This window comes from Corynebacterium humireducens NBRC 106098 = DSM 45392, assembly GCF_000819445.1.
Classification (GTDB): domain Bacteria; phylum Actinomycetota; class Actinomycetes; order Mycobacteriales; family Mycobacteriaceae; genus Corynebacterium; species Corynebacterium humireducens.
In genome coordinates, this window is the sequence record NZ_CP005286.1 from 497,861 (window position 1) to 520,145 (window position 22,285).

At 70.4% G+C, this 22,285-nt stretch carries 17 protein-coding genes; 10 read left to right on the forward strand and 7 right to left on the reverse strand.

Features of this window, described 5'->3' with window-relative positions:
* Positions 1 to 3: 3 nt before the first annotated feature.
* A complete protein-coding gene (locus tag B842_RS02530; RefSeq protein WP_040085016.1) occupies positions 4 to 3,417 on the forward strand; it encodes a pyruvate carboxylase in 3,414 nt (1,137 codons plus the stop codon).
* A gap of 66 nt (positions 3,418 to 3,483) precedes the next feature.
* On the opposite strand, the gene B842_RS02535 is transcribed toward B842_RS02530, so the two are convergent.
* Both B842_RS02535 and B842_RS02540 read right to left on the reverse strand, forming a co-directional pair.
* A complete protein-coding gene (locus tag B842_RS02535; RefSeq protein WP_040085017.1) occupies positions 3,484 to 5,256 on the reverse strand; it encodes an acetyl/propionyl/methylcrotonyl-CoA carboxylase subunit alpha in 1,773 nt (590 codons plus the stop codon).
* A 303-nt stretch (positions 5,257 to 5,559) separates the two neighbouring features.
* Positions 5,560 to 6,441 carry a sulfurtransferase gene (locus B842_RS02540; RefSeq protein WP_040085019.1) on the reverse strand — a complete coding sequence of 294 codons (882 nt, stop codon included), beginning with the start codon at positions 6,439 to 6,441 and terminating at the stop codon, positions 5,560 to 5,562.
* Between the two features lie 255 nt (positions 6,442 to 6,696).
* Here B842_RS02540 and B842_RS02545 point away from each other — a divergent pair, with 255 nt between their 5' ends.
* From B842_RS02545 to mmsB, 3 genes are all read left to right on the forward strand, one after another.
* A complete protein-coding gene (locus tag B842_RS02545) occupies positions 6,697 to 7,761 on the forward strand; it encodes a Cj0069 family protein (RefSeq protein ID WP_040085020.1) in 1,065 nt (354 codons plus the stop codon).
* A gap of 159 nt (positions 7,762 to 7,920) precedes the next feature.
* Positions 7,921 to 9,441 (forward strand): CoA-acylating methylmalonate-semialdehyde dehydrogenase, encoded by a 1,521-nt coding sequence (locus B842_RS02550; protein WP_040085022.1) that lies wholly within the window; start codon positions 7,921 to 7,923, stop codon positions 9,439 to 9,441.
* Entirely contained in the window at positions 9,387 to 10,364 is a 978-nt protein-coding gene (gene mmsB / locus B842_RS02555; protein ID WP_346190134.1) for a 3-hydroxyisobutyrate dehydrogenase, read from the forward strand. Before B842_RS02550 ends, mmsB begins: the two co-directional genes overlap by 55 nt.
* On the opposite strand, the gene B842_RS02560 is transcribed toward mmsB, so the two are convergent.
* Positions 10,333 to 10,926: a TetR/AcrR family transcriptional regulator gene (locus tag B842_RS02560; protein WP_040085023.1), complete on the reverse strand. Its 594-nt coding sequence runs from the start codon at positions 10,924 to 10,926 to the stop codon at positions 10,333 to 10,335. The two genes, mmsB and B842_RS02560, sit on opposite strands and share 32 nt — an antisense overlap.
* A gap of 72 nt (positions 10,927 to 10,998) precedes the next feature.
* Here B842_RS02560 and B842_RS02565 point away from each other — a divergent pair, with 72 nt between their 5' ends.
* Both B842_RS02565 and B842_RS02570 read left to right on the forward strand, forming a co-directional pair.
* On the forward strand, positions 10,999 to 12,018 hold the full coding sequence (locus tag B842_RS02565) for a 3-hydroxyisobutyryl-CoA hydrolase (protein WP_040085024.1): 1,020 nt from the start codon (positions 10,999 to 11,001) through the stop codon (positions 12,016 to 12,018).
* Positions 12,019 to 12,040: 22 nt separating this feature from the next.
* The gene (locus tag B842_RS02570; protein ID WP_040085025.1) at positions 12,041 to 12,817 is read left to right on the forward strand and encodes an enoyl-CoA hydratase; all 777 of its coding nucleotides are present in this window, start codon (positions 12,041 to 12,043) and stop codon (positions 12,815 to 12,817) included.
* On the opposite strand, the gene B842_RS02575 is transcribed toward B842_RS02570, so the two are convergent.
* The 4 genes from B842_RS02575 to B842_RS02590 form a co-directional block, all read right to left on the reverse strand.
* Entirely contained in the window at positions 12,808 to 13,626 is an 819-nt protein-coding gene (locus tag B842_RS02575; protein WP_040085027.1) for a CoA transferase, read from the reverse strand. The genes B842_RS02570 and B842_RS02575 overlap by 10 nt on opposite strands.
* Positions 13,627 to 13,653: 27 nt before the next feature.
* The gene (locus B842_RS02580; RefSeq protein WP_040085028.1) at positions 13,654 to 14,157 is read right to left on the reverse strand and encodes a MarR family winged helix-turn-helix transcriptional regulator; all 504 of its coding nucleotides are present in this window, start codon (positions 14,155 to 14,157) and stop codon (positions 13,654 to 13,656) included.
* A 45-nt stretch (positions 14,158 to 14,202) separates the two neighbouring features.
* Positions 14,203 to 15,945 carry an AMP-binding protein gene (locus B842_RS02585; protein ID WP_040085029.1) on the reverse strand — a complete coding sequence of 581 codons (1,743 nt, stop codon included), beginning with the start codon at positions 15,943 to 15,945 and terminating at the stop codon, positions 14,203 to 14,205.
* Positions 15,946 to 16,052: 107 nt separating this feature from the next.
* Positions 16,053 to 16,673, reverse strand: coding sequence for a TetR/AcrR family transcriptional regulator (locus B842_RS02590; protein WP_040085030.1), 621 nt, complete (start codon positions 16,671 to 16,673; stop codon positions 16,053 to 16,055).
* Between the two features lie 103 nt (positions 16,674 to 16,776).
* Between B842_RS02590 and B842_RS02595 the strand changes: the two genes are divergently transcribed.
* Genes B842_RS02595 through B842_RS02610 form a run of 4 tightly spaced genes read left to right on the forward strand, consistent with a single transcriptional unit; the run spans position 16,777 to position 22,276 of the window.
* Entirely contained in the window at positions 16,777 to 17,985 is a 1,209-nt protein-coding gene (locus B842_RS02595) for an acyl-CoA dehydrogenase family protein (protein ID WP_040085031.1), read from the forward strand.
* A 30-nt stretch (positions 17,986 to 18,015) separates the two neighbouring features.
* A complete protein-coding gene (locus tag B842_RS02600; RefSeq protein ID WP_052437693.1) occupies positions 18,016 to 18,810 on the forward strand; it encodes an SDR family NAD(P)-dependent oxidoreductase in 795 nt (264 codons plus the stop codon).
* An 11-nt stretch (positions 18,811 to 18,821) separates the two neighbouring features.
* Entirely contained in the window at positions 18,822 to 21,152 is a 2,331-nt protein-coding gene (locus B842_RS02605) for a GNAT family N-acetyltransferase (protein ID WP_040085033.1), read from the forward strand.
* Entirely contained in the window at positions 21,149 to 22,276 is a 1,128-nt protein-coding gene (locus tag B842_RS02610; RefSeq protein ID WP_040085035.1) for an acetoin utilization protein AcuC, read from the forward strand. Before B842_RS02605 ends, B842_RS02610 begins: the two co-directional genes overlap by 4 nt.
* The last annotated feature ends 9 nt before the right edge of the window (positions 22,277 to 22,285 follow it).

The window sequence follows — 22,285 nt, forward strand, 5'->3', positions numbered from 1 at the left end:
ACCGTGGCCACAACCACTCTGCCAGCCTTCACAAAGGTGCTGGTCGCCAACCGCGGCGAGATCGCCGTCCGCGCCTTCCGTGCCGCCTTCGAGACCGGTGCCTCCACCGTCGCGGTCTACCCGAAGGAGGACCGCAACTCGCACCACCGCTCCTTCGCCTCCGAGGCCGTGCGCATCGGCACCGAGGGATCGCCGGTCAAGGCGTACCTCGACATCGACGAGATCATCCGCGCCGCCAAGAAGACCCACGCCGACGCCGTCTACCCCGGCTACGGTTTCCTCTCCGAGAACGCCCAGCTCGCCCGCGAGTGCGCCGAGAACGGCCTCACCTTCATCGGCCCGCCGCCGGAGGTCCTCGACCTGACCGGCGACAAGTCCGCCGCCGTCGAGGCCGCCCGGAAGGCCGGACTCCCGGTCCTGCAGGACTCCGAGCCGTCCACCGACATCGACGAGCTCGTCGAGATGTCGAAGGACTTCACCTTCCCGATCTTCGTCAAGGCCGTCGCCGGTGGCGGTGGACGTGGCATGCGCTTCATCGAGAAGCCCGAGGACGTCGCCCAGCTGGCCACCGAGGCCTCCCGCGAGGCGGAGGCCGCCTTCGGTGACGGTCATGTCTACCTCGAGCGTGCGGTGCTCAACCCGCAGCACATCGAGGTCCAGATCCTCGCCGACCACACCGGCGACGTCATCCACCTCTACGAGCGTGACTGCTCCCTGCAGCGCCGCCACCAGAAGGTCGTGGAGATCGCCCCGGCCCAGCACCTCGACCCAGCCCTGCGCGACCAGATCTGCGCCGACGCCGTGAAGTTCTGCCGCTCCATCGGCTACGTGTGCGCCGGCACCGTCGAGTTCCTCGTCGACGAGAACGGCAACCACGTCTTCATCGAGATGAACCCGCGCATCCAGGTCGAGCACACCATCACCGAGGAGGTCACCTCCGTCGACCTGGTCAAGGCGCAGATGAACATCGCCGCCGGCGCGACCCTCAAGGACCTCGGCCTCACGCAGGAGTCCATCAAGCTCCACGGCGCGGCCCTGCAGTGCCGCATCACCACCGAGGACCCGGCCAACAACTTCCGCCCGGACACCGGCACCATCACCGCGTACCGCTCCCCGGGTGGCGCGGGCGTGCGTCTCGACGGCGCCGCGTCCCTCGGCGGCGAGATCTCCCCGAACTTCGACTCCCTGCTGGTCAAGATGACCTGCCGCGGCGCCGACTTCGCCACCGCCGTCGCCCGTGCCCAGCGCGCGCTCAACGAGTTCACCATCTCGGGCGTGGCCACCAACATCGGCTTCCTCCGCGCCCTGCTGCGCGAGGAGGACTTCCAGACCCGCCGCATCTCCACCAACTTCATCGGCGAGCACCTCCACCTGCTGTCCGCCCCGCCGGCCGACGACGAGGCCGGCCGCATCCTCAACTACCTCGCGGACGTCACCGTCAACCGTCCGCACGGCAAGCGCCCCACCGAGATCCGTCCGGTGACCAAGCTGCCGGCCCGCGACGACAGCCCGCTGCCGCGCGGTTCCCGCGACGTCCTGCGTGACCTGGGCCCGCAGAAGTTCGCCGAGCAGCTGCGCAACCAGGACGCCCTGGCCGTCACCGACACCACGTTCCGTGACGCGCACCAGTCGCTGCTGGCCACCCGCATCCGTTCCTCCGCGCTCGTCGCCGCCGCCGAGCACGTCGGCCGCCTGACCCCGGAGCTGCTCTCCGTCGAGGCGTGGGGCGGTGCGACCTACGACGTCGCGATGCGTTTCCTCCACGAGGACCCGTGGGAGCGTCTCGACGACCTGCGCCGCGCCATGCCGAACGTCAACATCCAGATGCTGCTGCGCGGCCGCAACACCGTCGGCTACACCTCCTACCCGGACAGCGTCGGCCAGGCCTTCGTCAAGGAGGCCGCCGACTCCGGCGTCGACATCTTCCGCATCTTCGACGCCCTCAACGACGTGGACCAGATGCGCCCGGCCATCGATGCCGTCCTGGAGACCGGCACCACCGTCGCCGAGGTCGCCATGGCCTACTCCGGCAACCTGCTGGACCCGAACGAGAAGCTCTACACGCTCGACTACTACCTCCGTCTGGCCGAGGAGATCGTCGAGTCCGGTGCCCACATCCTGGCCATCAAGGACATGGCCGGTCTGCTCCGCCCGACCGCGGCCTCCCGCCTGGTGAAGGCGCTGCGCAGCAACTTCGACCTGCCGGTGCACGTGCACACCCACGACACCGCCGGCGGTCAGCTGGCGACCTACCTGGCCGCCGCGCAGGCGGGTGCCGACGCCGTCGACGGCGCCTCCGCCCCGCTGGCCGGCACGACCTCGCAGCCCTCGCTGTCCGCGATCGTCGCGGCCTTCGCCGACACCCACCGCGACACCGGCCTGTCCCTGCAGGCCGTGTCCGACCTCGAGCCCTACTGGGAGGCCGTGCGCCAGCTCTACGCCCCCTTCGAGGCGGGCGTGCCCGGCCCGACGGGCCGCGTGTACAAGCACGAGATCCCGGGTGGTCAGCTGTCGAACCTGCGCACGCAGGCCAAGGCCCTGGGTCTGGAGGACCGCTTCGAGCTCATCGAGGACTACTACGCCGCCGTCAACGAGATGCTGGGCCGCCCCACCAAGGTCACCCCGTCCTCCAAGGTCGTCGGCGACCTGGCGCTCCACCTCGTCGGCGCGGGCGTCGACCCGCACGACTTCGCCAATGACCCGCAGAAGTACGACATCCCGGACTCCGTGATCGACTTCCTCCGCGGTGACCTCGGCAACCCGCCCGGTGGCTGGCCGATGCTGCGGGAGAAGGCCCTGGCAGGTCGTTCCTCCACGCAGTCCAAGCTTGTCGACGTCGCCCCGGAGGACGAGGAGGCCCTGCAGAGCGCGGACCGCCAGACCCGCCGCTCGACCCTGGACAGGCTGCTGTTCCCGAAGCAGGCCGCCGAGTTCGCGGAGCACCGCCGCCAGTACGGCAACACCGCCGCCCTCGAGGACCGCGTGTTCTTCTACGGCCTCAAGGAGGGCGAGGAGAACGTCATCCGCCTCATCGGGGAGCACGGTCAGCCGCCGATGGTCGTGCGTCTCGACGCCGTCGGTGAGCCCGACGAGAAGGGCATGCGCCAGGTGGTGACCAACGTCAACGGCCAGATCCGTCCGATGAAGGTCCGTGACCGCTCCGTCGAGTCGGTCACCGCCTCCGCGGAGAAGGCCGACACCACCAACCCGGGCCACGTCGCCGCGCCGTTCGCGGGTGTCGTCATGGTCACCGCGAAGGTGGGCGACGAGGTCAAGGCCGGCGACCCGGTAGCCGTGATCGAGGCCATGAAGATGGAGGCCACCATCACCGCCTCCAAGGACGGCGTGGTCGACCGCGTCGCCCTGGCCCAGGCCACGAAGGTGGAGGGCGGCGACCTCATCGTCGTCATCGCCTAGCCGCACAACGCGAAAGCCCCGCCACTCCTTCCGGGAGTGGCGGGGCTTCTCTGTGCGGGTGGGCCGCTACTTGATCTCGAGCAGGACCTGGCCCTTGGTCACGCCGGCACCGGCCTCGACGGACAGGCCCTCGACCTTGCCCGACTTGTGGGCCTTGACCGGGTTCTCCATCTTCATGGCCTCGAGGACCACGACGACGTCGCCCTCGGCGACCTCCTGGCCGTCCTCGACGTTGACCTTGATGACGGTGCCCTGCATCGGGGCCGCCACAGCGTCACCGGAGGCACCTGCGGCACCGCCGGAGGCGCGGCGCTTCTTGGCCTTCTTCTTCGGGGCGGCGCCGCCACCGATGGCCAGATCGCCCGGCAGGGAGATCTCGACGCGGCGGCCGTCCACCTCGACGACGACCTTGTGGGCCGGGACGGACTCGTCCTCGGGCAGGTCGGCCGGGTCGACGAAGGGCTCGATCGGGTTGTCCCAGACCTCCTCGATCCACTTGGTGTAGATCTCGAAGCCGTTCTCGTCACCGACGAACGCCGGGTTCTCGACGATGTGGCGGTGGAACGGGATGACGGTCGGCATGCCCTCGACGATGAACTCGTCCAGTGCACGTGCGGCGCGCTGCAGCGCCTCCTGGCGGTTCTCGCCGGTGACGATGAGCTTGGCCAGCATGGAGTCGAACTGGCCGCCGATCACGGAGCCCTCGCGGACGCCGGAGTCCACGCGGACACCCGGGCCGTCCGGCTGCTGGTAGCGGGTCACGGTGCCCGGGGCCGGCATGAAGTTCAGGCCGGCGTCCTCGCCGTTGATGCGGAACTCGAAGGAGTGGCCGCGCGGGGTCGGGTCCTCGGTGAAGCGGAGCTTCTGGCCCTCGGCGATGCGGAACTGCTCGCGGACCAGGTCGAGGCCGGTGGTCTCCTCGGTGATCGGGTGCTCGACCTGCAGGCGGGTGTTGACCTCGAGGAAGGAGATCAGGCCGTCGGAGCCGACGAGGTACTCGACGGTGCCGGCGCCGTAGTAGCCGGCCTCGCGGCAGATGCGCTTGGCGGACTCGTGGATCTCGGCGCGCTGCTCGTCGGTGAGGAACGGGGCGGGTGCCTCCTCCACGAGCTTCTGGAAGCGACGCTGCAGGGAGCAGTCACGGGTGCCGGCGACGATGACGTTGCCGTGCATGTCGGCGAGGACCTGGGCCTCGACGTGGCGGGCCTTGTCCAGGTAGCGCTCGACGAAGCACTCGCCGCGGCCGAAGGCGGCGACGGCCTCACGGGTGGCGGACTCGTAGAGTTCCGCGACCTCCTCCATCTTGTAGGCGACCTTCATGCCGCGTCCGCCGCCACCGAAGGCGGCCTTGATGGCGATCGGCAGGCCGTACTCCTCGGCGAAGGCGACGACCTCCTCGGCACCGGCGACCGGGTCCTTGGTGCCCGGCACCATCGGGGCGTTCGCGCGCTGGGCGATGTGGCGGGCGGTGACCTTGTCACCGAGGTCGGCGATGGCGGACGGCGGGGGGCCGATCCAGATGAGGCCGGCGTCGATGACGGCCTGGGCGAAGTCGGCGTTCTCGGCGAGGAAGCCGTAGCCCGGGTGGACGGCGTCGGCGCCGGACTTGGCGGCGGCCTCGATGATCTTCTCGATCACGAGGTAGGACTCGGCGGAGGACTGGCCGCCCAGGGCGAACGCCTCATCTGCCATTCCGACGAACGGCGCATCCGCGTCCGGCTCGGCGTAGACGGCGACGCTGGCGATGCCCGCATCCTTGGCGGCTCGGATCACACGGACCGCGATCTCGCCGCGGTTGGCCACGAGGACCTTCGTGATCTTCTTGGTCTCTACTGCCACTTTGGGGGTCCCTTTCATGTGCTGCGTTGGTGGTTCGCGTCGGCCCGCCCGCGTGAGGCGGCCGCGCGACGCATGCGACTATTCTTGCACACAAAAACGTGAGCATTCCGTCAGGTTCGAGATTTTGCCCGAAAAGATCGTGAATCGCCAGTAGAACCGCCCTGAAATCATTTTGTTATCTTCGGCGTGCCGCGGGGACATGTCGCCGTCCGGCACTTTCGGGGGCGAAACCGTCGGGCCGGGGAACGCGAAAAACCCGGCCCCCGCGCGGGTGCGCGGGGGCCGGGGGCGTCGGAAAGTTCTTTATGCGTGCGGGGCCTGGCCCCGGGCGATGGGCATGCGGACCATGTTGCCCCACTCGACCCAGGAACCGTCGTAGTTGCGGACCTTCTCGAAGCCGAGGAGGTACTTCAGCACGAACCAGGTGTGCGCGGTGCGGTCGCCGACGTGGCAGTACACCGTCGTCTCCGAGGCGGGGTCGAGGGCGGAGTAGAGCTCGTCGAGCTCCGCGCGGGACCGGAAGCGGGAGTTCGGGTGGACGTTGTCCTGCCAGGGCAGGTTCACGGCGGTGGGGATGTGGCCCTTGCGCAGGGTGGGGGCCACCGCGGGCTCCTCGCCGTCGCCGAGCAGCCCGTTGTATTCCTCGAGGGAACGGACGTCGACGATGGTGGCCGAGCCGATCTGCTCGAGCATCTCGTTGACGAAGACGCGGTAGTCGGTGTCGTTGCGCTCGACGACGGGGTAGTCGGCGGAGGGGTACTCGGGCACGACGTAGGAGGTGTCGCGCTCCTCGGCCATCCAGGCGTCGCGGCCGCCGTCGAGAAGCCGGACGTCCTCGTGGCCGAAGAGCTCGAAGACCCACAGCGTGAAGGCGGCCCACCAGTTCGACTGGTCGCCGTAGATGACGACCGTGTCGTCGCGGGAGATGCCCTTGGAGTTCATGAGGGCGGCGAAGGCCTCGCCGTCGATGATGTCGCGGGTGACGGGGTCGTTGAGGTCCTTCTGCCAGTCGATGCGCACGGCGCCGGGCAGGTGGCCGATGTCGTAGAGGAGGGAGTCCTCGTCGGACTCGATGACGCGCAGTCCGGGGCTGCCCAGGCGGGCGGAGAGCCAGGACGCGGAGACGAGCCGCTCGGGGTGGGCGTACTCCTGGAAGGGCGCGTGAGGATCGAAGGGGACGGCCACGGTGGTCCCGCCTTTCTGGCGAATACGAGAGCTGGAGGCCGGATCCGTCGGGGTTTTAGTGTGACGAATCGGCGCGAGAGTCTGCTCCCAGAGTAGATCAGGGGGGTGCGGGGGGTCACGTGGGGGAGTGGAGTGTGTCCTTAATTACTAGTTGTTTTCTCATCTCTCTCATTCTCCTCCCAGGCACTAAAATTGCATGTTAACGGCCAGAACCATATGTGCCGGACAACGCGTTTTCCCTGAAAGGGGTGCTCAGTGCACAAGGCAATTGTCGTCTTCGAGGTCGAGGGCGGATCCGACAAGTACTTCGACGGCCACCGCAAGGACACCATGCCGATCGTCAACGCCATCAAGGCGAAGGGCTGGCATGCCGAGGTCGTCTACTTCCGTCCGGAGTGGGCCGACGACATCTTCGACTACGTCACCGCGAACTTCGACGCCTACATCTCCCGAGTCAACCCCGGCAACATCCCCGGCGGTGAGGAGGGTTACTTCGCGCTCCTCGCACGCCTCGACTACGAGGGCATCGTCGGCATGTCCACCCCCGTCGAGATGATGGCCTACGGCGCCAAGGACGCCCTGGTCAAGCTCCGTGAGACCGAGCTGGTGCCCAGCGACACCTACGCTTACTACGAGCCGGAGGACTTCCACGCGAACTTCCCCGTCTCCCTGTCCTACGGCGAGCGGGTGCTCAAGCAGAACCGCGGCTCCACGGGCTCCGGCATCTGGCGTGTCCAGATCGTGGACAAGGACCTGGCCGCCTCCGTCGAGCCGGGCACCGCCCTGCCGCTGGACACGAAGATCAAGTGCACCGAGGCCGTGGACAACCACACCGAGATCCGTGAGCTCGGCGAGTTCATGGACTTCTGCGACCAGTACGTCCTGGGCCGCAACGGCATGCTGGTCGACATGCGCTTCATGCCGCGCATCGTCGAGGGCGAGATCCGCATCCTGCTGGTCGGCCCGCACCCGGTGTTCGTCGTGCACAAGAAGCCGGCCGAGGGCGAGGACAACTTCTCGGCCACCCTCTTCTCCGGCGCCACCTACACCTACGACAAGCCGGAGGTGTGGCAGGAGCTCATCGACATGTTCGACGAGGCCCGCCCGGTCATCGCCGAGAAGCTCGGCGGCGACAACATCCCGCTCATCTGGACCGCGGACTTCATGCTCGACGACGCCCCCGACGGCGGCGACACCTACGTCCTCGGTGAGATCAACTGCTCCTGCGTGGGCTTCACCTCGGAGCTCGACATGGGCATCCAGGAACTGGTGGCCGAGGAGGCCATCGGCCGCGTCGAGAAGAAGTACGCCGACGCCTGACATTCCTTACACGCAGACAGCGCCGGTCCCTGCGGGGGCCGGCGCTGTCCGCTTGTCGACGCCCCGCGCCTGGGGTGAACGCCGTTCACCTCTGGTGACGCCTGCCGACCGTGGATAGCGTGATGTGCACCACAACATCCGTTCCCCTGAGGAGATCCCATGGTCCGCGCAATCCACCACTTCATCGACGGGGCCGTCCGCCCCGGCACCTCCGGCCGCACCGCCGACGTCATGAATCCGTCGACGGGCGCGGTGCAGGCGCAGGTCGACCTGGCCACCGCCGAGGAGGTCGACGAGGTCATCGCGAACGCGGCGCAGGCGCAGCCGGGCTGGGCCCGGATGAACCCGCAGAAGCGCGTCCGCGTGCTGGTGGAGTGGGTGCGCCTGATCAACCGGGACATGGACGACCTCGCCCGGCTGCTCTCCCTCGAGCACGGCAAGACCCTCGACGACGCCCGCGGCGACATCCAGCGCGGCCTCGAGGTCATCGAGTTCTCCTTCGGCGCCCCGCACCACCTCAAGGGGGAGTACTCCGACTCGGTCGGCACCGGGGTGGACACCTACTCGATGCGTCAGCCGCTGGGGGTGGTCGCCGGCATCACCCCGTTCAACTTCCCGGCGATGATCCCCCTCTGGAAGGCGGGCCCGGCCCTGGCCGCGGGCAACGCCTTCGTGCTCAAGCCCTCCGAACGCGACCCCTCCGTGCCGGTCCGCCTGGCGGAGCTCTTCGTCGAGGCCGGCGGTCCGCCCGGGGTGTTCAACGTGGTCCACGGCGACAAGACCGCCGTCGACGCGCTGCTGGACAGCGACGTCATCCAGGCGGTCGGCTTCGTCGGCTCGACCCCGATCGCGCAGTACATCTACGAGCGCTGCGCCGCCACCGGCAAGCGCGCCCAGTGCTTCGGCGGGGCGAAGAACCACATGCTCATCCTGCCGGACGCCGACCTGGACCAGGTGGCCGACGCCCTCATCGGGGCGGCCTACGGGTCGGCCGGCGAACGCTGCATGGCCATCTCCGTGGCCGTGCCCGTCGGCGAGGAGACCGCCGACCGGCTGCGCGACGCCCTGGTGGAGCGCATGGGGTCGCTCAAGGTGGGGCACAGCCTCGACCCGGAGGCCTCCTACGGTCCGCTCGTGGCGCAGTCCGCGCTCGACCGGGTGCGTGACTACATCGGCCAGGGGGAGGCGGCCGGCGCGGAACTGCTCGTCGACGGCCGCACGCAGGCCGCCACCGACGCCGAGTTCGAGGGGGAGTCCCTCGCCGGGGGCTACTTCATCGGCCCGACGCTCCTCGACCACGTCACCCCCGACATGTCCGTCTACACCGACGAGATCTTCGGCCCGGTCCTCGTCATCGTCCGGGCCCGCGACTTCGAGGAGGCGCTCGCCCTGCCGAACGAGCACGAGTACGGCAACGGCGTGAGCATCTTCGCCAGCAGCGGCGAGGCGGCCCGCGAGTTCGCCCAGCGGGTCCAGGTCGGGATGATCGGCGTCAACGTGCCCATCCCCGTGCCCATCGCGTACCACACCTTCGGCGGCTGGAAGGCCAGCGGTTTCGGCGACCTCAACCAGCACGGACCGGACGCGTTCCGGTTCTACACCCGCACCAAGACGGTCACCAGCCGGTGGCCCCGACCGGCCCGCAGCGGCGCGGACTTCGCCATGCCGCTCATGGACTGACCGGACGCCACAGGGAAGATATTAAGGAGCAGACAGTGAAGAACATCGCTTTCATCGGACTGGGCAACATGGGCGGCCCCATGGCAGCCAACCTCGTCCGCGCCGGGTACACCGTCCGGGGCGTCGACGTCGTCGAGCAGGCGCAGGCCGCCGCCCGCGAGCAGGGCGTCGAGGTGGTCCCCACCGCCGCGGAGGCCGCCCGCGGGGCGGACGTCGTCATCACCATGCTCCCCACCGGGGCGCTCGTGCGGAAGGTCATCGAGGAGGTGCTGGAGGGCGGCGTCGGGAAGCCCCTGCTGTTCATCGACTCCTCCACCGTCTCCGTCGCCGAGTGCCGCGACAACGCCGCCGTGGTGCGGGCGGCCGGGTACCGCTTCATCGACGCCCCGGTCTCCGGCGGCACCGTCGGCGCGCAGGCCGGCACCCTGGCCTTCATGGTCGGCGGCAGCGCGGAGGATGTCGCGGAGGCGGCGCCGCTTCTCGACGTCATGGGCCGCGTCACCACCCACTGCGGGGAGGTGGGCGCCGGGGAGGCCGCGAAGCTGTGCAACAACATGGTGCTCGGGGTCCACCAGGTCGTCATCGCGGAGGCGATGATCCTGGGACGCCGCCTCGGGCTTGATCCGCGGACCCTCCACGACGTGATGGCCGGTTCGACCGGCGCCAGCTGGGCGCTGACCACCAACTGCCCGGTGCCCGGGGTGGTGGAGTCCGCCGCGTCCTCCCGGGATTTCGCGGGCGGGTTCGGCACGGACCTGATCATCAAGGATCTCCACCTGGCGCAGGTCAGTGCCACCGACACCGGGACGCCGACGCCGCTGGGCGATCTCGCGGCGGCGCTGTTCCGGGAGTCCGCCGCGGCGGGTCACGGCCGACGGGACTTCTCGGCGGTCATCGAGCTGCTGGAGTCGCAGAGCCGGTGAGGATGTCCTGCACCAGTCGCGCGTAGTGGTGGTGCAGCTCCTCCCGGTCGAAGGACGTGAACTCCGTGTCCCCGACCCGCCGCATGAATGACAACCCGGTGAGCAGTGCGACCGCGGACTGGGCCCGGAGTTCGGGTGCCGGGTACGGGTGGGGCGCCTCCGTGGCGATGCGCCGGGTGAGCACCTCGAGGATGTCCCCGGAGATCCGCCGCCCGATGGCGCTCAGGGAGTCGACCGAGCCGCCGGTCACCGACAGGGTCCGGATCATGGAGTAGTGCGCCGTGAAGGGAGCGGACAGCGTCTCCCCGACGGCGGTCCACCCCAGGTCCTCGAAGGGGCCGGCGAACAGGGCCCGGGCGGAGGATGAGAAGTCGACGGTCTCCTCGAAGAGGCGTTCCTTGCTCTGGAACAGCTTGATGATGAGCGTCGTGCTCACCCCGGCCTCCCGCGCGATGGCGGCGAGGGAGACCTCGGCGAAGGAGTAGGAGCTGAACAGTTCGCGGGAGATCTCCAGGACACGGTCCCGGGTGGAGGTATCCGGGGGAGCGGTAGGGGCGGACATGCGTCTCAACATACCCGTCCGCGACACAAAACGATACGATACGAACGATAACTGTACTAAACGGAGGTTCCGATGAAGAATGACATGCATGACGGGGAGGTCCTCGTCAGGAGGCGGGGACGCGCGGGCGTGCTCACGCTCAACCGCCCCCAGGCGATGAACGCCCTCACCGCGGAGATGGTGACGACCCTCACCCGGGCGCTGGAGCAGTGGCGCGACGATCCGGAGGTGGACCTCGTCATCATCCGGGGCGCCGGCGACCGCGGGCTGTGCGCCGGCGGTGACATCGCCGCCCTCTACCGCCACGCCCGCGACAACCCCGCCGTCAACGACGCCTTCTTCCGGGAGGAGTACGCCCTCAACCGGCTCATCGCCGAGTACCCCAAGCCCTACGTCGCCTTCATGGACGGCATCGTCCTCGGCGGTGGCGTGGGAGTGTCCGCGCACGGCTCGCACCGCATCGTCACCGGGGACACGCGGATCGGGATGCCGGAGGTGGCCATCGGCTTCGTCCCGGACGTCGGGGGCTCCTGGCTCCTGGCCCAGGCCCCCGACCACCTGGGGACGCACCTCGCCCTCACCGGCATGCACGTCGGGGCGGGCGCCGCGCTGGAGGCGGGGCTGGCCGACTGGTACGTCGAGAAGGAGTACCTCGACCAGCTCTGCGAGGACCTGTGCCGCACCGGCGACGCGTCCACCATCGCCGCCTACGCCACCACCCCGCCCACGGGTCTTGCCGAGCGGGAGCAGGTCGGGCAGGTCTACGACGCGCCCGACGTGGAGGAGATCCTCCGGCGGCTGGACGCCACCGACGCCGACTGGGCGCGCGACGCGGCCGTGCGGATCCGGCGGGCCAGCCCGCTCGCCGTCCGGGTCGCCTTCGAGGCCCAGCGCCGGATCCGCGAGAACCTCTACACCCTGCCGGAGGCCCTCGGGCAGGAGCTGCGGGTCGCCGAGACGCTGCCGCGCCAGCCCGACTTCGTGGAGGGGGTGCGGGCCCAGATCATCGACAAGGACCGTAACCCCCGCTGGCAGCCGGCCACCCTGGCGGAGGTCTCCGACGCCGCCGTGGCCCACGTGTTCCAGGAATGACCCCCGACAGCAGGAGAAGACCATGCAGAACTACGAGAACATCCTCACCGAGCTCACCGGCCGCGTCCTGGTGATCACCCTCAACCGCCCCCGGGCCCTCAACGCCCTCAACCACGCCACGATGGAGGAGATCGTCGACGCGGTCACCCGCCACGACGACAACCCCGACGTCGGCTGCATCATCATCACCGGCAACGAGAAGGCCTTCGCGGCGGGCGCCGACATCAAGGAGATGGTGGACAAGTCCGCCACCGAGATGTACACGAGCAACTGGTTCGCGGGCTGGGAGGGACTCACCCGGGCCCGCACCCCGCTCATCGCCGCGGTCGCCGGCTACGCTCTCGGCGGGGGCTGCGAGGTGGCCATGATGTGCGACATCATCATCGCCGCCGACACCGCCCGGTTCGGTCAGCCCGAGGTCAACCTCGGCGTCCCCCCGGGTATGGGCGGCTCGCAGCGGCTCACCCGCGCGATCGGCAAGTCCAAGGCCATGGAGATGTGCCTCACCGGCCGCATGATGGACGCCCACGAGGCGGAGACCGCCGGACTCGTCGCCCGGGTGGTGCCCGCCGCGGAGCTTGCCGACGCCGCCCTCGACCTCGCCACCACCATCGCCGCCCGCTCCAAGGTGGCCACGACGATGATCAAGGAGGCCGTCAACGCCGCCGACGAGATGACGCTGTCACAGGGCGTCCTCTTCGAACGCCGCATCTTCCACGCCGCCTTCGCCTCCGCGGACCAGAAGGAGGGCATGTCCGCTTTCGCGGACAAGCGCGACCCGGAGTTCCGTCACCGCTGACAGGCGCTGAGCGGGATGTCGTGCTCCGCGGCCCACTCCACCCAGTACGCGGTGGGGTGGGCCCGGAAGTGCCCGCGGAGCCCCTCCCGTTCCGTGGTCCCGGTGACCTTCTCCACCCGCTCCCGGAAGTGGGGCTCCAGGGCGGCCAGCGCCACCGAACCGTCGCTGGTGTCGTAGACGTCGTAGCAGGGGTCCCCGCCGCCGAGCAGCTGCCCCGGTCCCGTCAGCCCGTGGGTGAGGGGCAGCGCCATGAACGCCGCCGCCTCGGAGAGCGCCACCCGGCGGTGGACGGGACGGCCGGTGGCCTCGACGAGCATCACGCCCGACAGCGCCTCGAAGGCGGCCTGCTGGCCACCCGCCATGTCGGAGACGAGGGTGCGCGGCAGCTGCCGGTCCACCAGTCCCTGATCCGCCTGGTACGTGAGGTCATGCCCCGGGCGGTCGGCGTCCGCGCCGGGGAATCCGACGATGTCCACCTGGCACAGGCGCGGGTTGAGGGCGCTGGTGGTGCGGAAGTCCATCCCCATGCGGACCAGGGCCTGCGGACGGGAGGAGGTGATGAGCACATCCGCCCGGGCGAGCAGCTCGTGGGCGCGGGCGCGGCCGGCGTCGGAACGCAGGTCGAGGGTCAGCAGCTCCTGCCCCTCGTGCAGCGCGTCGAAAAGGGTGGGGGAGTAGCTGTTCATCGGGTCGCCGCCGGGCGGCAGGATCGTGGTGACCTGCGCCCCGGCCTCCTGCAGGGCCCGCGTGGCGACGGGGCCCGGCAGGTTGACGGCGACGGAGAGGACGTGGAGGGAGGACAGTGGCATGGGGCTCCTCGGGGAGGGTAGGGGGCCTCAACCCTCCCGCGGCTGGTGGTCGAGCACGGTGCCGCACAACGAGATGAGCAGCTCCGCCTGCTCCGTGTCCAGGCCGAGGTCGAGGAAGACCCTGTTGAGTTGGGGGGTGGCGGCGTTGACCAGGGCGATGCCCTCGTCGGTGATGCCGATCAGTGTCCCGCGGCCGTCGCGGGGGTTGGGCAGACGGGTCAGCAGGCCGTCCTTCTCCAGGCGACGCACCGTGTGCGTCATCGAGGCCGGCTGCACCTGGAGACGGGAGCTCACCTTCGACATGGGCAGTGCCCGCGCCGAGGAGAACATGAGCAGCGCGAGCACCTCGTAGCGGGCGAACGTCAGGGCGAAGGGCTCCAGGGCCGCATCCACGCGGGCCCGCAGCACGTGGCCGGTGCGCACGACGGAGGTGAGGGCCGCCATCCCGGGGGTCGCCTCGGACCAGCCGCGGTGATCCCAGTGACGGCGGGCGGCGGAGAGCGGGTCGTGGGGGACGGAGGAGGTGTTCATGATCCTCCGTGACTTTAGTCCACTGCCCGCCCCGTCCTGGGCGTGTCAGTCGCGGAGTGCCGGGAAATCCGAGTCCGCGTACTCGGTGGGCACGGTGGTGGCGCCGCCGTCGGTGGCGTGCATCTGGTCCTCCCGCTTACGCAGCTCCACGCGGCGGATCTTGCCGGAGACCGTCTTCGGCAGGTCGTGGAACTCCAGGCGCCGGATCCGCTTGTACGGGGCCAGTCCGTCACGGCAGTGCCGCAGGATCGACTCGGCCACCTCCGCGGAGGGCTCCGCCCCGTCGACGAGGCTGACGTAGGCCTTCGGCACCGCCAGGCGGATCGGGTCGGGGGAGGGAACCACCGCCACCTCGGCGACCAGCGGATGCTCGATGACCACCGACTCGAGCTCGAAGGGGGAGAGGCGGTAGTCGCTGGCCTTGAACACGTCGTCGCCGCGCCCGATGTAGGTGAGGTAGCCCTCGGCGTCGCGCTCGGCGATGTCGCCCGTGTGGTAGAAACCGTCGCGGAAGATCTCCGCGTTCTTCGCCGGCTCCTCCAGGTAGCCCGGGGTCAGCCCGACCGGGGGCGAATCCAGCCGCAGGCAGATCTCCCCGTGGTCGCCGATCTCGTCGGTCGCCGGGTCCTTGAGCACGACGTCCATGCCCGGGAGCGGGCGACCCATGGAACCTGCCTTGACCTTCTGCCCGGGGGAGTTCGCGACCTGCAGGGTGGTCTCCGTCTGGCCGAATCCGTCCCGCACCGTCGTTCCCCAGCCGCGCTCCACCTGGGCGATGAGCTCGGGGTTCAGCGGCTCGCCGGCGGCGACCACCTTGCGCGGCGGATTCGCCATGGACGCGAGGTCCGCCTGCACGAGCATGCGCCACACCGTCGGCGGGGCACAGAAGCTGGTGACCTTCTCCTGCTCCATCTTCTCCATGAGCGCGCGGGCGTCGAAACGCGCGTAGTTGTAGACGAAGACGGTGGCGCCGGCGATCCACGGGGCGAAGAAGTTGGACCAGGCGTGCTTCGCCCAGCCGGGGGCGGCCACGTTGAGGTGGACGTCCCCGGGGGTGAGGCCGATCCAGTACATCGTGGTGAGGTGCCCGACGGGGTAGGACGTGTGCGTGTGCTGGACCAGCTTGGCGCGTGACGTGGTTCCGGACGTGAAGTAGAGGAGCAGCAGCTCGTCCGCCGCCGTCGGCTCCGTCAGGGAGAACTCGGAGGGGGCGGCGAAGGAGTCCGCGAAGTAGTGCGTGCGGTGCCGGGACTGGGCGGGGGAGTCGCCGCCGACCTGGATGATCCCCAGATCCCCGGGCACCTCCCCGAACTTGGAGGCGTCGGCGGCGTTGGCGATGACCCAGGAGACGCCCGCCCTGTGGACCCGGTCCTCCAGGTCGGCGGAGCCGAGCATGGTCGTCGCCGGGTTGAGGACGACCCCGGAACGGATGCAGGCCAGCATGGCCTCCCACAGTTCCACCTGGTTGTTGAGCATGAGCATCACCCGGTCACCCCGGCGGATGCCGATCGAGTGCATCCAGGCGGCCAGCTGGGTCGAGCGCTCCGTCATCTGGGCGAAGGTGCGGCGGGTGTCGGAGCCGTCGATCTCGGAGATGACGAGTGCCTCCCGGTCGCGGGAGTCGGCGTCGGTGGCGAGGTGGTCGAACCAGTCGGTGGCGAAGTTGAAGTACTCGAAGCGGGGCCAGTGGAAGGAGTCGCGGGCGGCGTCGTAGTCGTGCTGCAACCGGACGAGGTGGTCGCGGGCGGCGCGGAACTGCTCGGTGACGGTGGTGGTGGACAGGGTCATGTGTTTCCCTCCGGGAGTGCGGGTGTGATGCAGGTCGCAGCCCACCATAGTTTGAGTTCAAACTATCGTCACCCCTTTTATGGAACGGGAGGGGCCCTTCCGGGGCCTCAGGCGGAGGGGGTGCGGTGTGCGACCACCCCGTGGAGGATGAGCTGGCCGAGCTCCCGGTAGGCGTCCTGGGCAGGGAGGATGGTGTTGAACTCGCCGCTGCGGATCAGGTCCATCGCGGACTCGATGACGGTGGCGGTGAAGCGGGCGGAGTGCCGGCGGAACTCCCCCGACTCCACCCCCGCCTCGATGGCGCGGATGATCCGCTCGGTGGCCAGCTCGGTGTTGCGGCGGTACACCTGCTGGCCGACGGGGTCGCGGTGCAGGTCCGCGATAAACGCAGGTGAGGCGGGTTCGAGTGCGGTGACGATGGCGTCGAAGTAGGACTCCAGCGCCGCCGCCGAGCTGCGGTGGCCGGCGAGGGCGGCGTCGGTACGCACCGCGATCTGGCGGAAGAAGCTCACCAGGACGCGGGAGACGATGGCGTCCCGCGTGGGGCCGAGCGCGTACAGCGTCGTCTTGGAGCACCGCAGGTCGCGGGAGGCCCGGTCGATGGTGAAGTCGGCGAATCCCCGGGTGAGGAACTGGTCGAGGAGGGCGTCGAAGACGCGTCGCTGCCGGTCGGTGAGGGGTGCCGCGGAGGGCTTTCCGGGGGGCGTGGGGGAGTCGGGGGTGGACATGTTTCATCTCCAGATTCTCGGTTGCGCGTGAAATTATCGGGATCAGACGATACAGTCATCGTTCAGACCGTACTGACAGCCCTCTGAACCCGAAGGAGCGGACATGCAGACCGCCACTCGTCTCCAGACCAGAAAGCCCGTCGACCCCACCCTGATCCCCTTCCCCGACGCCGACATCCTCGGCATCGCGGACATGCTCGCTCCCGAGGAGCGGGCCCGCCTGGAACAGGTCCGCACCGTCCTCCAGGAGGAGATCCGGCCGGCGGTGGGGAAGTACTGGGACCATGAGGAGTTCCCCTTCGATCTTCTCACCCGTCTCGGGGAGATCGGCCTCGGGGAGCTCGAGATCACCGGCGGGTCGCGTCTGCTCCGCGGGCTCATCTACGCCGAGGTCACCCGCGCCGACGTCTCCCTGTCCACCCTCGTGGGCGTGCACAACGAGCTGGTGGTCGACCTCATCGACCAGCTCGGATCCCCCGCCCAGCGGGAGGAGTGGCTGCCGGGCCTGCGCACCTTCGCCCGCACGGGCTGCTTCGCCCTCACCGAACCCGAGCACGGCTCGGACGTCGCCGGCGGGCTCGTCACCTCCGCGACCCGCACGGCGGACGGATGGCTGATCAACGGCGAGAAGCGGTGGATCGGCCTGGGGACGTTCGCGGACTTCGCCGTCCTCTTCGCCCGCGACACCGCCGACCAGCAGGTGAAGGGCTTCATCGTGGAGCTCGACCGGCCCGGGGTGCACCGACGCAAGATCAGCAACAAGACAGGCCTGCGCATCATGCAGAACGCCGACCTCGTGTTCGAGAACGTGGAGATCCCGGCCGGGAACCACATCCCTGGCGCGCGCTCCTTCGCGGACACCAACATCTTCCTGCGCAACTCCCGCGCCTGGGTGGGGTGGCAGGCCGCCGGCCTGCAGCTGGCGATCTTCGACGTGGCCCGTGACTACGCCGTCAACCGTCAGCAGTTCGGCCGCAGCATCGCCCGCTTCCAGCTGATCCAGGAGAAGCTGTCCCGGATCCTGGGCAACACCTCCGCCACGTTGTCGATGATGACGCGGATCGCCCACCTGCAGGAGACGGGCGGCTTCGACATGCCGCACGCGGCGCTGGTCAAGGGGACGGGCACGCGCCTGTCCCGGGAGTCGGCGGCGCTGGGACGGGAGGTGCTGGGCGGCAACGGCATCGTCTCCGACTACGGGATGGCCCGCCTCTTCGCCGACGCCGAGGCCATCTACACCTATGAGGGGACCTACGACATGAACGCGCTCATCGTCGGTCGTGCCGTCACCGGCCAGTCCGCCTTCGTCTAGACACCCCGCCCCCAGAGGAGAGAATCACCCGTGAACACCCAGTACCCCACCAACACCACCACTGCCCCAGCCACCGCCATCGTCACCGGCGGTGCCTCCGGACTCGGCGCCGCGACGGTCCGCCGGCTGGTCGACACCGGCCACCACGTCGTCGCCCTCGACCTGGAATCCAGCATCGACCGGGCCCGCGCGGAGGGCACCGCCCTGGAGCCGGTCACCTATCTCGCGGCCGACGTCACCGACCCCGCTCAGGTCCGGGCGGGCGTGGAGGCGGCCTGCGCCATCGCCCCGCTGCGGGTGGTGGTGGCCTGCGCGGGGATCCTCTACTCCGAGCGCATCCTGCACCGGGGCGGGCACCATGACCTCGAGGGCTTCGCCCGGGCCATCTCCGTCAACCTCAACGGCACGTTCAACATCCTCACCCTGGCGGCGGAGGCGATGGCCGCGCAGGAGCCGGTCACTGAGGACGGGGAGCGCGGCGTCATCGTCCTCACGTCCTCGGTGGCCGCGTTCGAGGGGCAGATCGGGCAGGCCGCCTACGCCGCCTCCAAGGGCGGGGTCAACGCGCTGACGCTCACGGCGGCCCGTGACCTGGCGCGCTCCGGCATCCGGGTCAACGCCATCGCCCCCGGCGTGGTGGAGACCCCGATGATGGCGCAGATCACGCCCGAGTTCCGGCAGGAGCTGGAGGCCCGCGTGCCCTTCCCGGCGCGGCTGGCCCGCCCCGGGGAGTTCGCCGCCCTCGTGGGCACCTTCCTGGACAACCACTACCTCAACGGCGAGGTCGTGCGTCTCGACGGTGCCCTGCGCATGCCGCCGCGCTAGGGTGTGCGCCCATGACCCCCACACCGCCCGGTCGGGAGGCCGACGTCATCCTCGCGGACGGAACCGTCGCGGTACTCCGTCCCGTCCTGCCGACGGACCGCCCCCTGTTCGTCGAGTTCTACTCCCACGTGTCGGAGGAGTCCCGGTACCTCCGGTTCTTCGGCCCCCACCCGGAGCTCACGGAGCAGGATCTGAGCGACTGGGTGGACGTGGACGGCCGGGACCGGGTGACCCTCGTGCTCACCCGGCAGGGGCGGATCGTGGCCACCGCCCACTACGCGCTCGTGCCGGACGCGGCACCGGAGCGCGTGGCGGACGTGTCCTTCCTGGTCAGCGACGACACCCAGGGCAGAGGGGCCGCGAACATCCTGCTGGAGCACCTCGCCCAGGTCGGGCGGGAATCGGGTGTCACCCGCTTCTCCGCCGAGATGATCACCTCGAATCAGTCGATGCGGCAGGTCTTCCTCCGCGCCGGGTACGACGTGCGCCCCGCCCTGGAGGACGGGGTGATCACCGTCGACTTCGCCATCGACCCCACCGAGCGGTCCCGCACCGTCATGCACCAGAGGGAGCACCGGGCGGAGGCGGCGTCGATAAGCGCACTGCTCACCCCCGCGGCGATCGCGGTGCTCGGCGACAGTGAGCGCATGGCGCCCCTGACCGCGGCGATCCGCGCCAGCGGCTACCCGGGGCGGGTGGACACGCACCTGCGGGACCCGGTCGACCTCGTCATCGCCGGGTACGGGCCGGACCTGCCGGACGTCATCGCGGGGGCCGCCCGCCACGGGGCCCGCGGCATCGTCGTGCTGGCCGACGGCGACAACCCCAACCTGAGCACCGCCGCCGCGGCGGCGCTCGTCTCCCGGGCGCGGGCCCACGGGATCCGCGCCTGCGGGCCGGCCTCCCTGGGGCTCATCAACACGGCTCTGCCCCTCAACGCCACCCCGGCCCCCGCCGTGCCGGCGGGCAGGGTCGGGCTGTTCACCCAGTCGGCGGGAGTGGCCACCCTCACCCTGTCCCGGGCCCTGGAACGCGGCTGCGGGCTCTCCTCCTTCGTCGCGTCCGGGGCGTTCGCCGACGTCACCGCCAACGACCTCATGCAGTACTGGTCGGACGACCCGGACACCGACATCTGCCTGCTCACCCTCGACGCCATCGGCAACCCGCGGAAGTTCTTCCGTGTGCTGCGCCGCCTGGCGCTGGAGAAGCCGGTGGTCATCTTCACCCCCAGCCGGGCGCTGCTCTCGGCGCGCCACCACACGGCCGTGGGCCTGGTGGCCGTGCCCCCGGGCGCACTCGACGAGGTCATCCGCCACGCCGGGGCCATCGTCACCGCGCGCCGGGACACCATGTTCGACGTCGCCGGGATCCTCGACCGGCAGCCGGTGCCCCCGGGCCGCCGCGTGCGGGTCATCTCCAACTCCGCGGGGCTCACCGCGCAGATGCGGCAGGCCGCCCACCGTTTCGGCCTCCACCCCAGTGCGGTGACGGTCTCCGGGGACCCGGTCGAGGGGCTCATCCGCGCCGCCCGGCAAGCGCTGGCCGACCCGCACGTCGACATCGTGCTCACCGCGGCCGTGGAGATCAGCCACCCCGTCTCCGGACCCGTGCACCGGGGACTGGAGGAGCTCGCCGCCGCGTGCCGACGCCCCCTCGTCGGCGTCTTCGTCGGCTTCGGCCCGCCGCCCGTCGGCGCCGACCTGCCGGTGTTCACCTCCTACGCCGACGCCCTGGAAGCCCTGGCGCTCATCGCCGACAACGAGGAGAAGCGCGCCGCGGCCCGCCCCGACCCCGCCGATGAACTGGCCCCGTCCCCGGAGGAGGACGCCACCGGGCTGCTCCGCGGGCTGCTCGCCGCGCACCCGGGCGGCGGGTGGCTGAGTGACTCCGAGTGCGGGCGGCTGCTCGCCGCCTACGGCATTGACACTGCAGACACGGCAGACACCGCCGGCACCGCCGTCACCATGCGCGCGGTGGAGGATCCGGTGCTCGGCCCCATCATGTCCGTGGGGCTCGCCGGTCCGGTCCCTGAGCTTCTCGACGACCGCTCCTGGCGCGTCCCACCCCTGCGCCGCCGGGACGCCCGGGACATGCTCACCGGTCTGGGCACCGCCGCGCTGCTCACGGGACACGACGGCGCGGAGTCCGCTGACCCGGCCGACCTGGCCGCCCTGGAGGACCTGCTCATGCGGCTGGGACGGCTCAAGGACGAGCTGGTCAGCGTCGTCGAGGTGGAGCTCAGCCCCGTCCTCGCCGGGCCGGACGGGGCGCGGGTCACCGGGGCGCGGGCCCGTGTGCTCCCCCTAGGCCCGGAGCGTGACCCCCTCGCGAGGTCCCTGTGACGCCGCTGCTCCTCCACACCGGGGAGCTCACCCGCTACCACTTCGGGGCCGGCCACCCGATGAGCCCCCACCGGGTAAGCCTGGCGGTGCAGCTGGCCCGTTTCCTCGGGCTCACCGACCTCTTCGACGTCATCGAACCACCCCCGGCCCGGGATGACCTCCTCCTGCGGGTGCACACCCCGGGCTACCTGGCGGCGTTGCGTTCCGGGCGGGCGCACCCGGAGCACGGCATCGGCACCCCGGACCAGCCCCTCGCCCCCGACCTGCCGCCGGTGGCGTCCCGGATCGTGGCGGCCTCGGTCGCGGCGGCGGAGGCGGTGTGGGAGGGCCGGACGTCGCGGGCCGTGAACCTGGCGGGCGGGCTGCACCACGCGGCGCGCGACCGGATGAGCGGGTTCTGCATGTTCAACGACGCGGCGGTCGCCATCGACCGGCTCCTGGAGCTGGGGGCGCAGCGGGTCGTGTACCTCGACCTGGACGCGCACCACGGGGACGGCGTCGAGAAGCTCTACTGGGATGACCCCCGCGTGCTCACCATCTCGATCCACGAGTCGGGCCTCTACCTCTTCCCCGGCACCGGGCACGCCGGGGACATCGGGGGACCGGGGGCGCTGGGGACGGCGGTCAACATCGCCCTGGACCGGCGGACGGGGGATCGGGAGTGGCTGCGGGCGGTCCACGGCATCGTCCCGCCGCTGCTGCAGGCCTTCTCCCCGGAGATCATCGTCAGCCAGCACGGCACCGACGCCCACCGCGCGGACCCCCTCACCGACCTGGAGCTCAGCGTCGACGTCATGGGACTGGTGTACCGGACGGTCGGGGCCTGGGCGCGCCGCTACGCGCAGGGCCGCTGGGTGGCGCTGGGCGGGGGCGGCTACCACGTCGACTCCGTCGCCCGCGCCTGGGTGCTGCTCCTCGCGGCGGTCGCGGACGTGAGCATCGACGCCACCGTGCGCATGCCCCGCGCCGGCGGTCTGCTGACGTCGCCGACGCTGGGGGACCCGGGCGCGGAGGAGCGGCTGCGTGACTACCGCCCGGGGATGGTGCTCAGCGAGCGGCCGGCCGCCGCGCTGCGGGCGACCTCCCGGGCGGTGTTCCCCTACTGGGGGTTGCAGCCCTACTGACGGGCGCCG

Bases quoted from the DNA above. Each gene is read 5' to 3' on its own strand.
- B842_RS02585 (WP_040085029.1), bottom strand. From the start codon at position 15,945: ATGACCCTGTCCACCACCACCGTCACCGAGCAGTTCCGCGCCGCCCGC.
- B842_RS02595 (WP_040085031.1), top strand. From the start codon at position 16,777: ATGCAGACCGCCACTCGTCTCCAGACCAGAAAGCCCGTCGACCCCACC.
- B842_RS02560 (WP_040085023.1), bottom strand. From the start codon at position 10,926: ATGTCCGCCCCTACCGCTCCCCCGGATACCTCCACCCGGGACCGTGTC.
- B842_RS02570 (WP_040085025.1), top strand. From the start codon at position 12,041: ATGCAGAACTACGAGAACATCCTCACCGAGCTCACCGGCCGCGTCCTG.
- B842_RS02580 (WP_040085028.1), bottom strand. From the start codon at position 14,157: ATGAACACCTCCTCCGTCCCCCACGACCCGCTCTCCGCCGCCCGCCGT.
- B842_RS02550 (WP_040085022.1), top strand. From the start codon at position 7,921: ATGGTCCGCGCAATCCACCACTTCATCGACGGGGCCGTCCGCCCCGGC.
- B842_RS02590 (WP_040085030.1), bottom strand. From the start codon at position 16,673: ATGTCCACCCCCGACTCCCCCACGCCCCCCGGAAAGCCCTCCGCGGCA.
- B842_RS02565 (WP_040085024.1), top strand. From the start codon at position 10,999: ATGAAGAATGACATGCATGACGGGGAGGTCCTCGTCAGGAGGCGGGGA.
- B842_RS02575 (WP_040085027.1), bottom strand. From the start codon at position 13,626: ATGCCACTGTCCTCCCTCCACGTCCTCTCCGTCGCCGTCAACCTGCCG.
- B842_RS02605 (WP_040085033.1), top strand. From the start codon at position 18,822: ATGACCCCCACACCGCCCGGTCGGGAGGCCGACGTCATCCTCGCGGAC.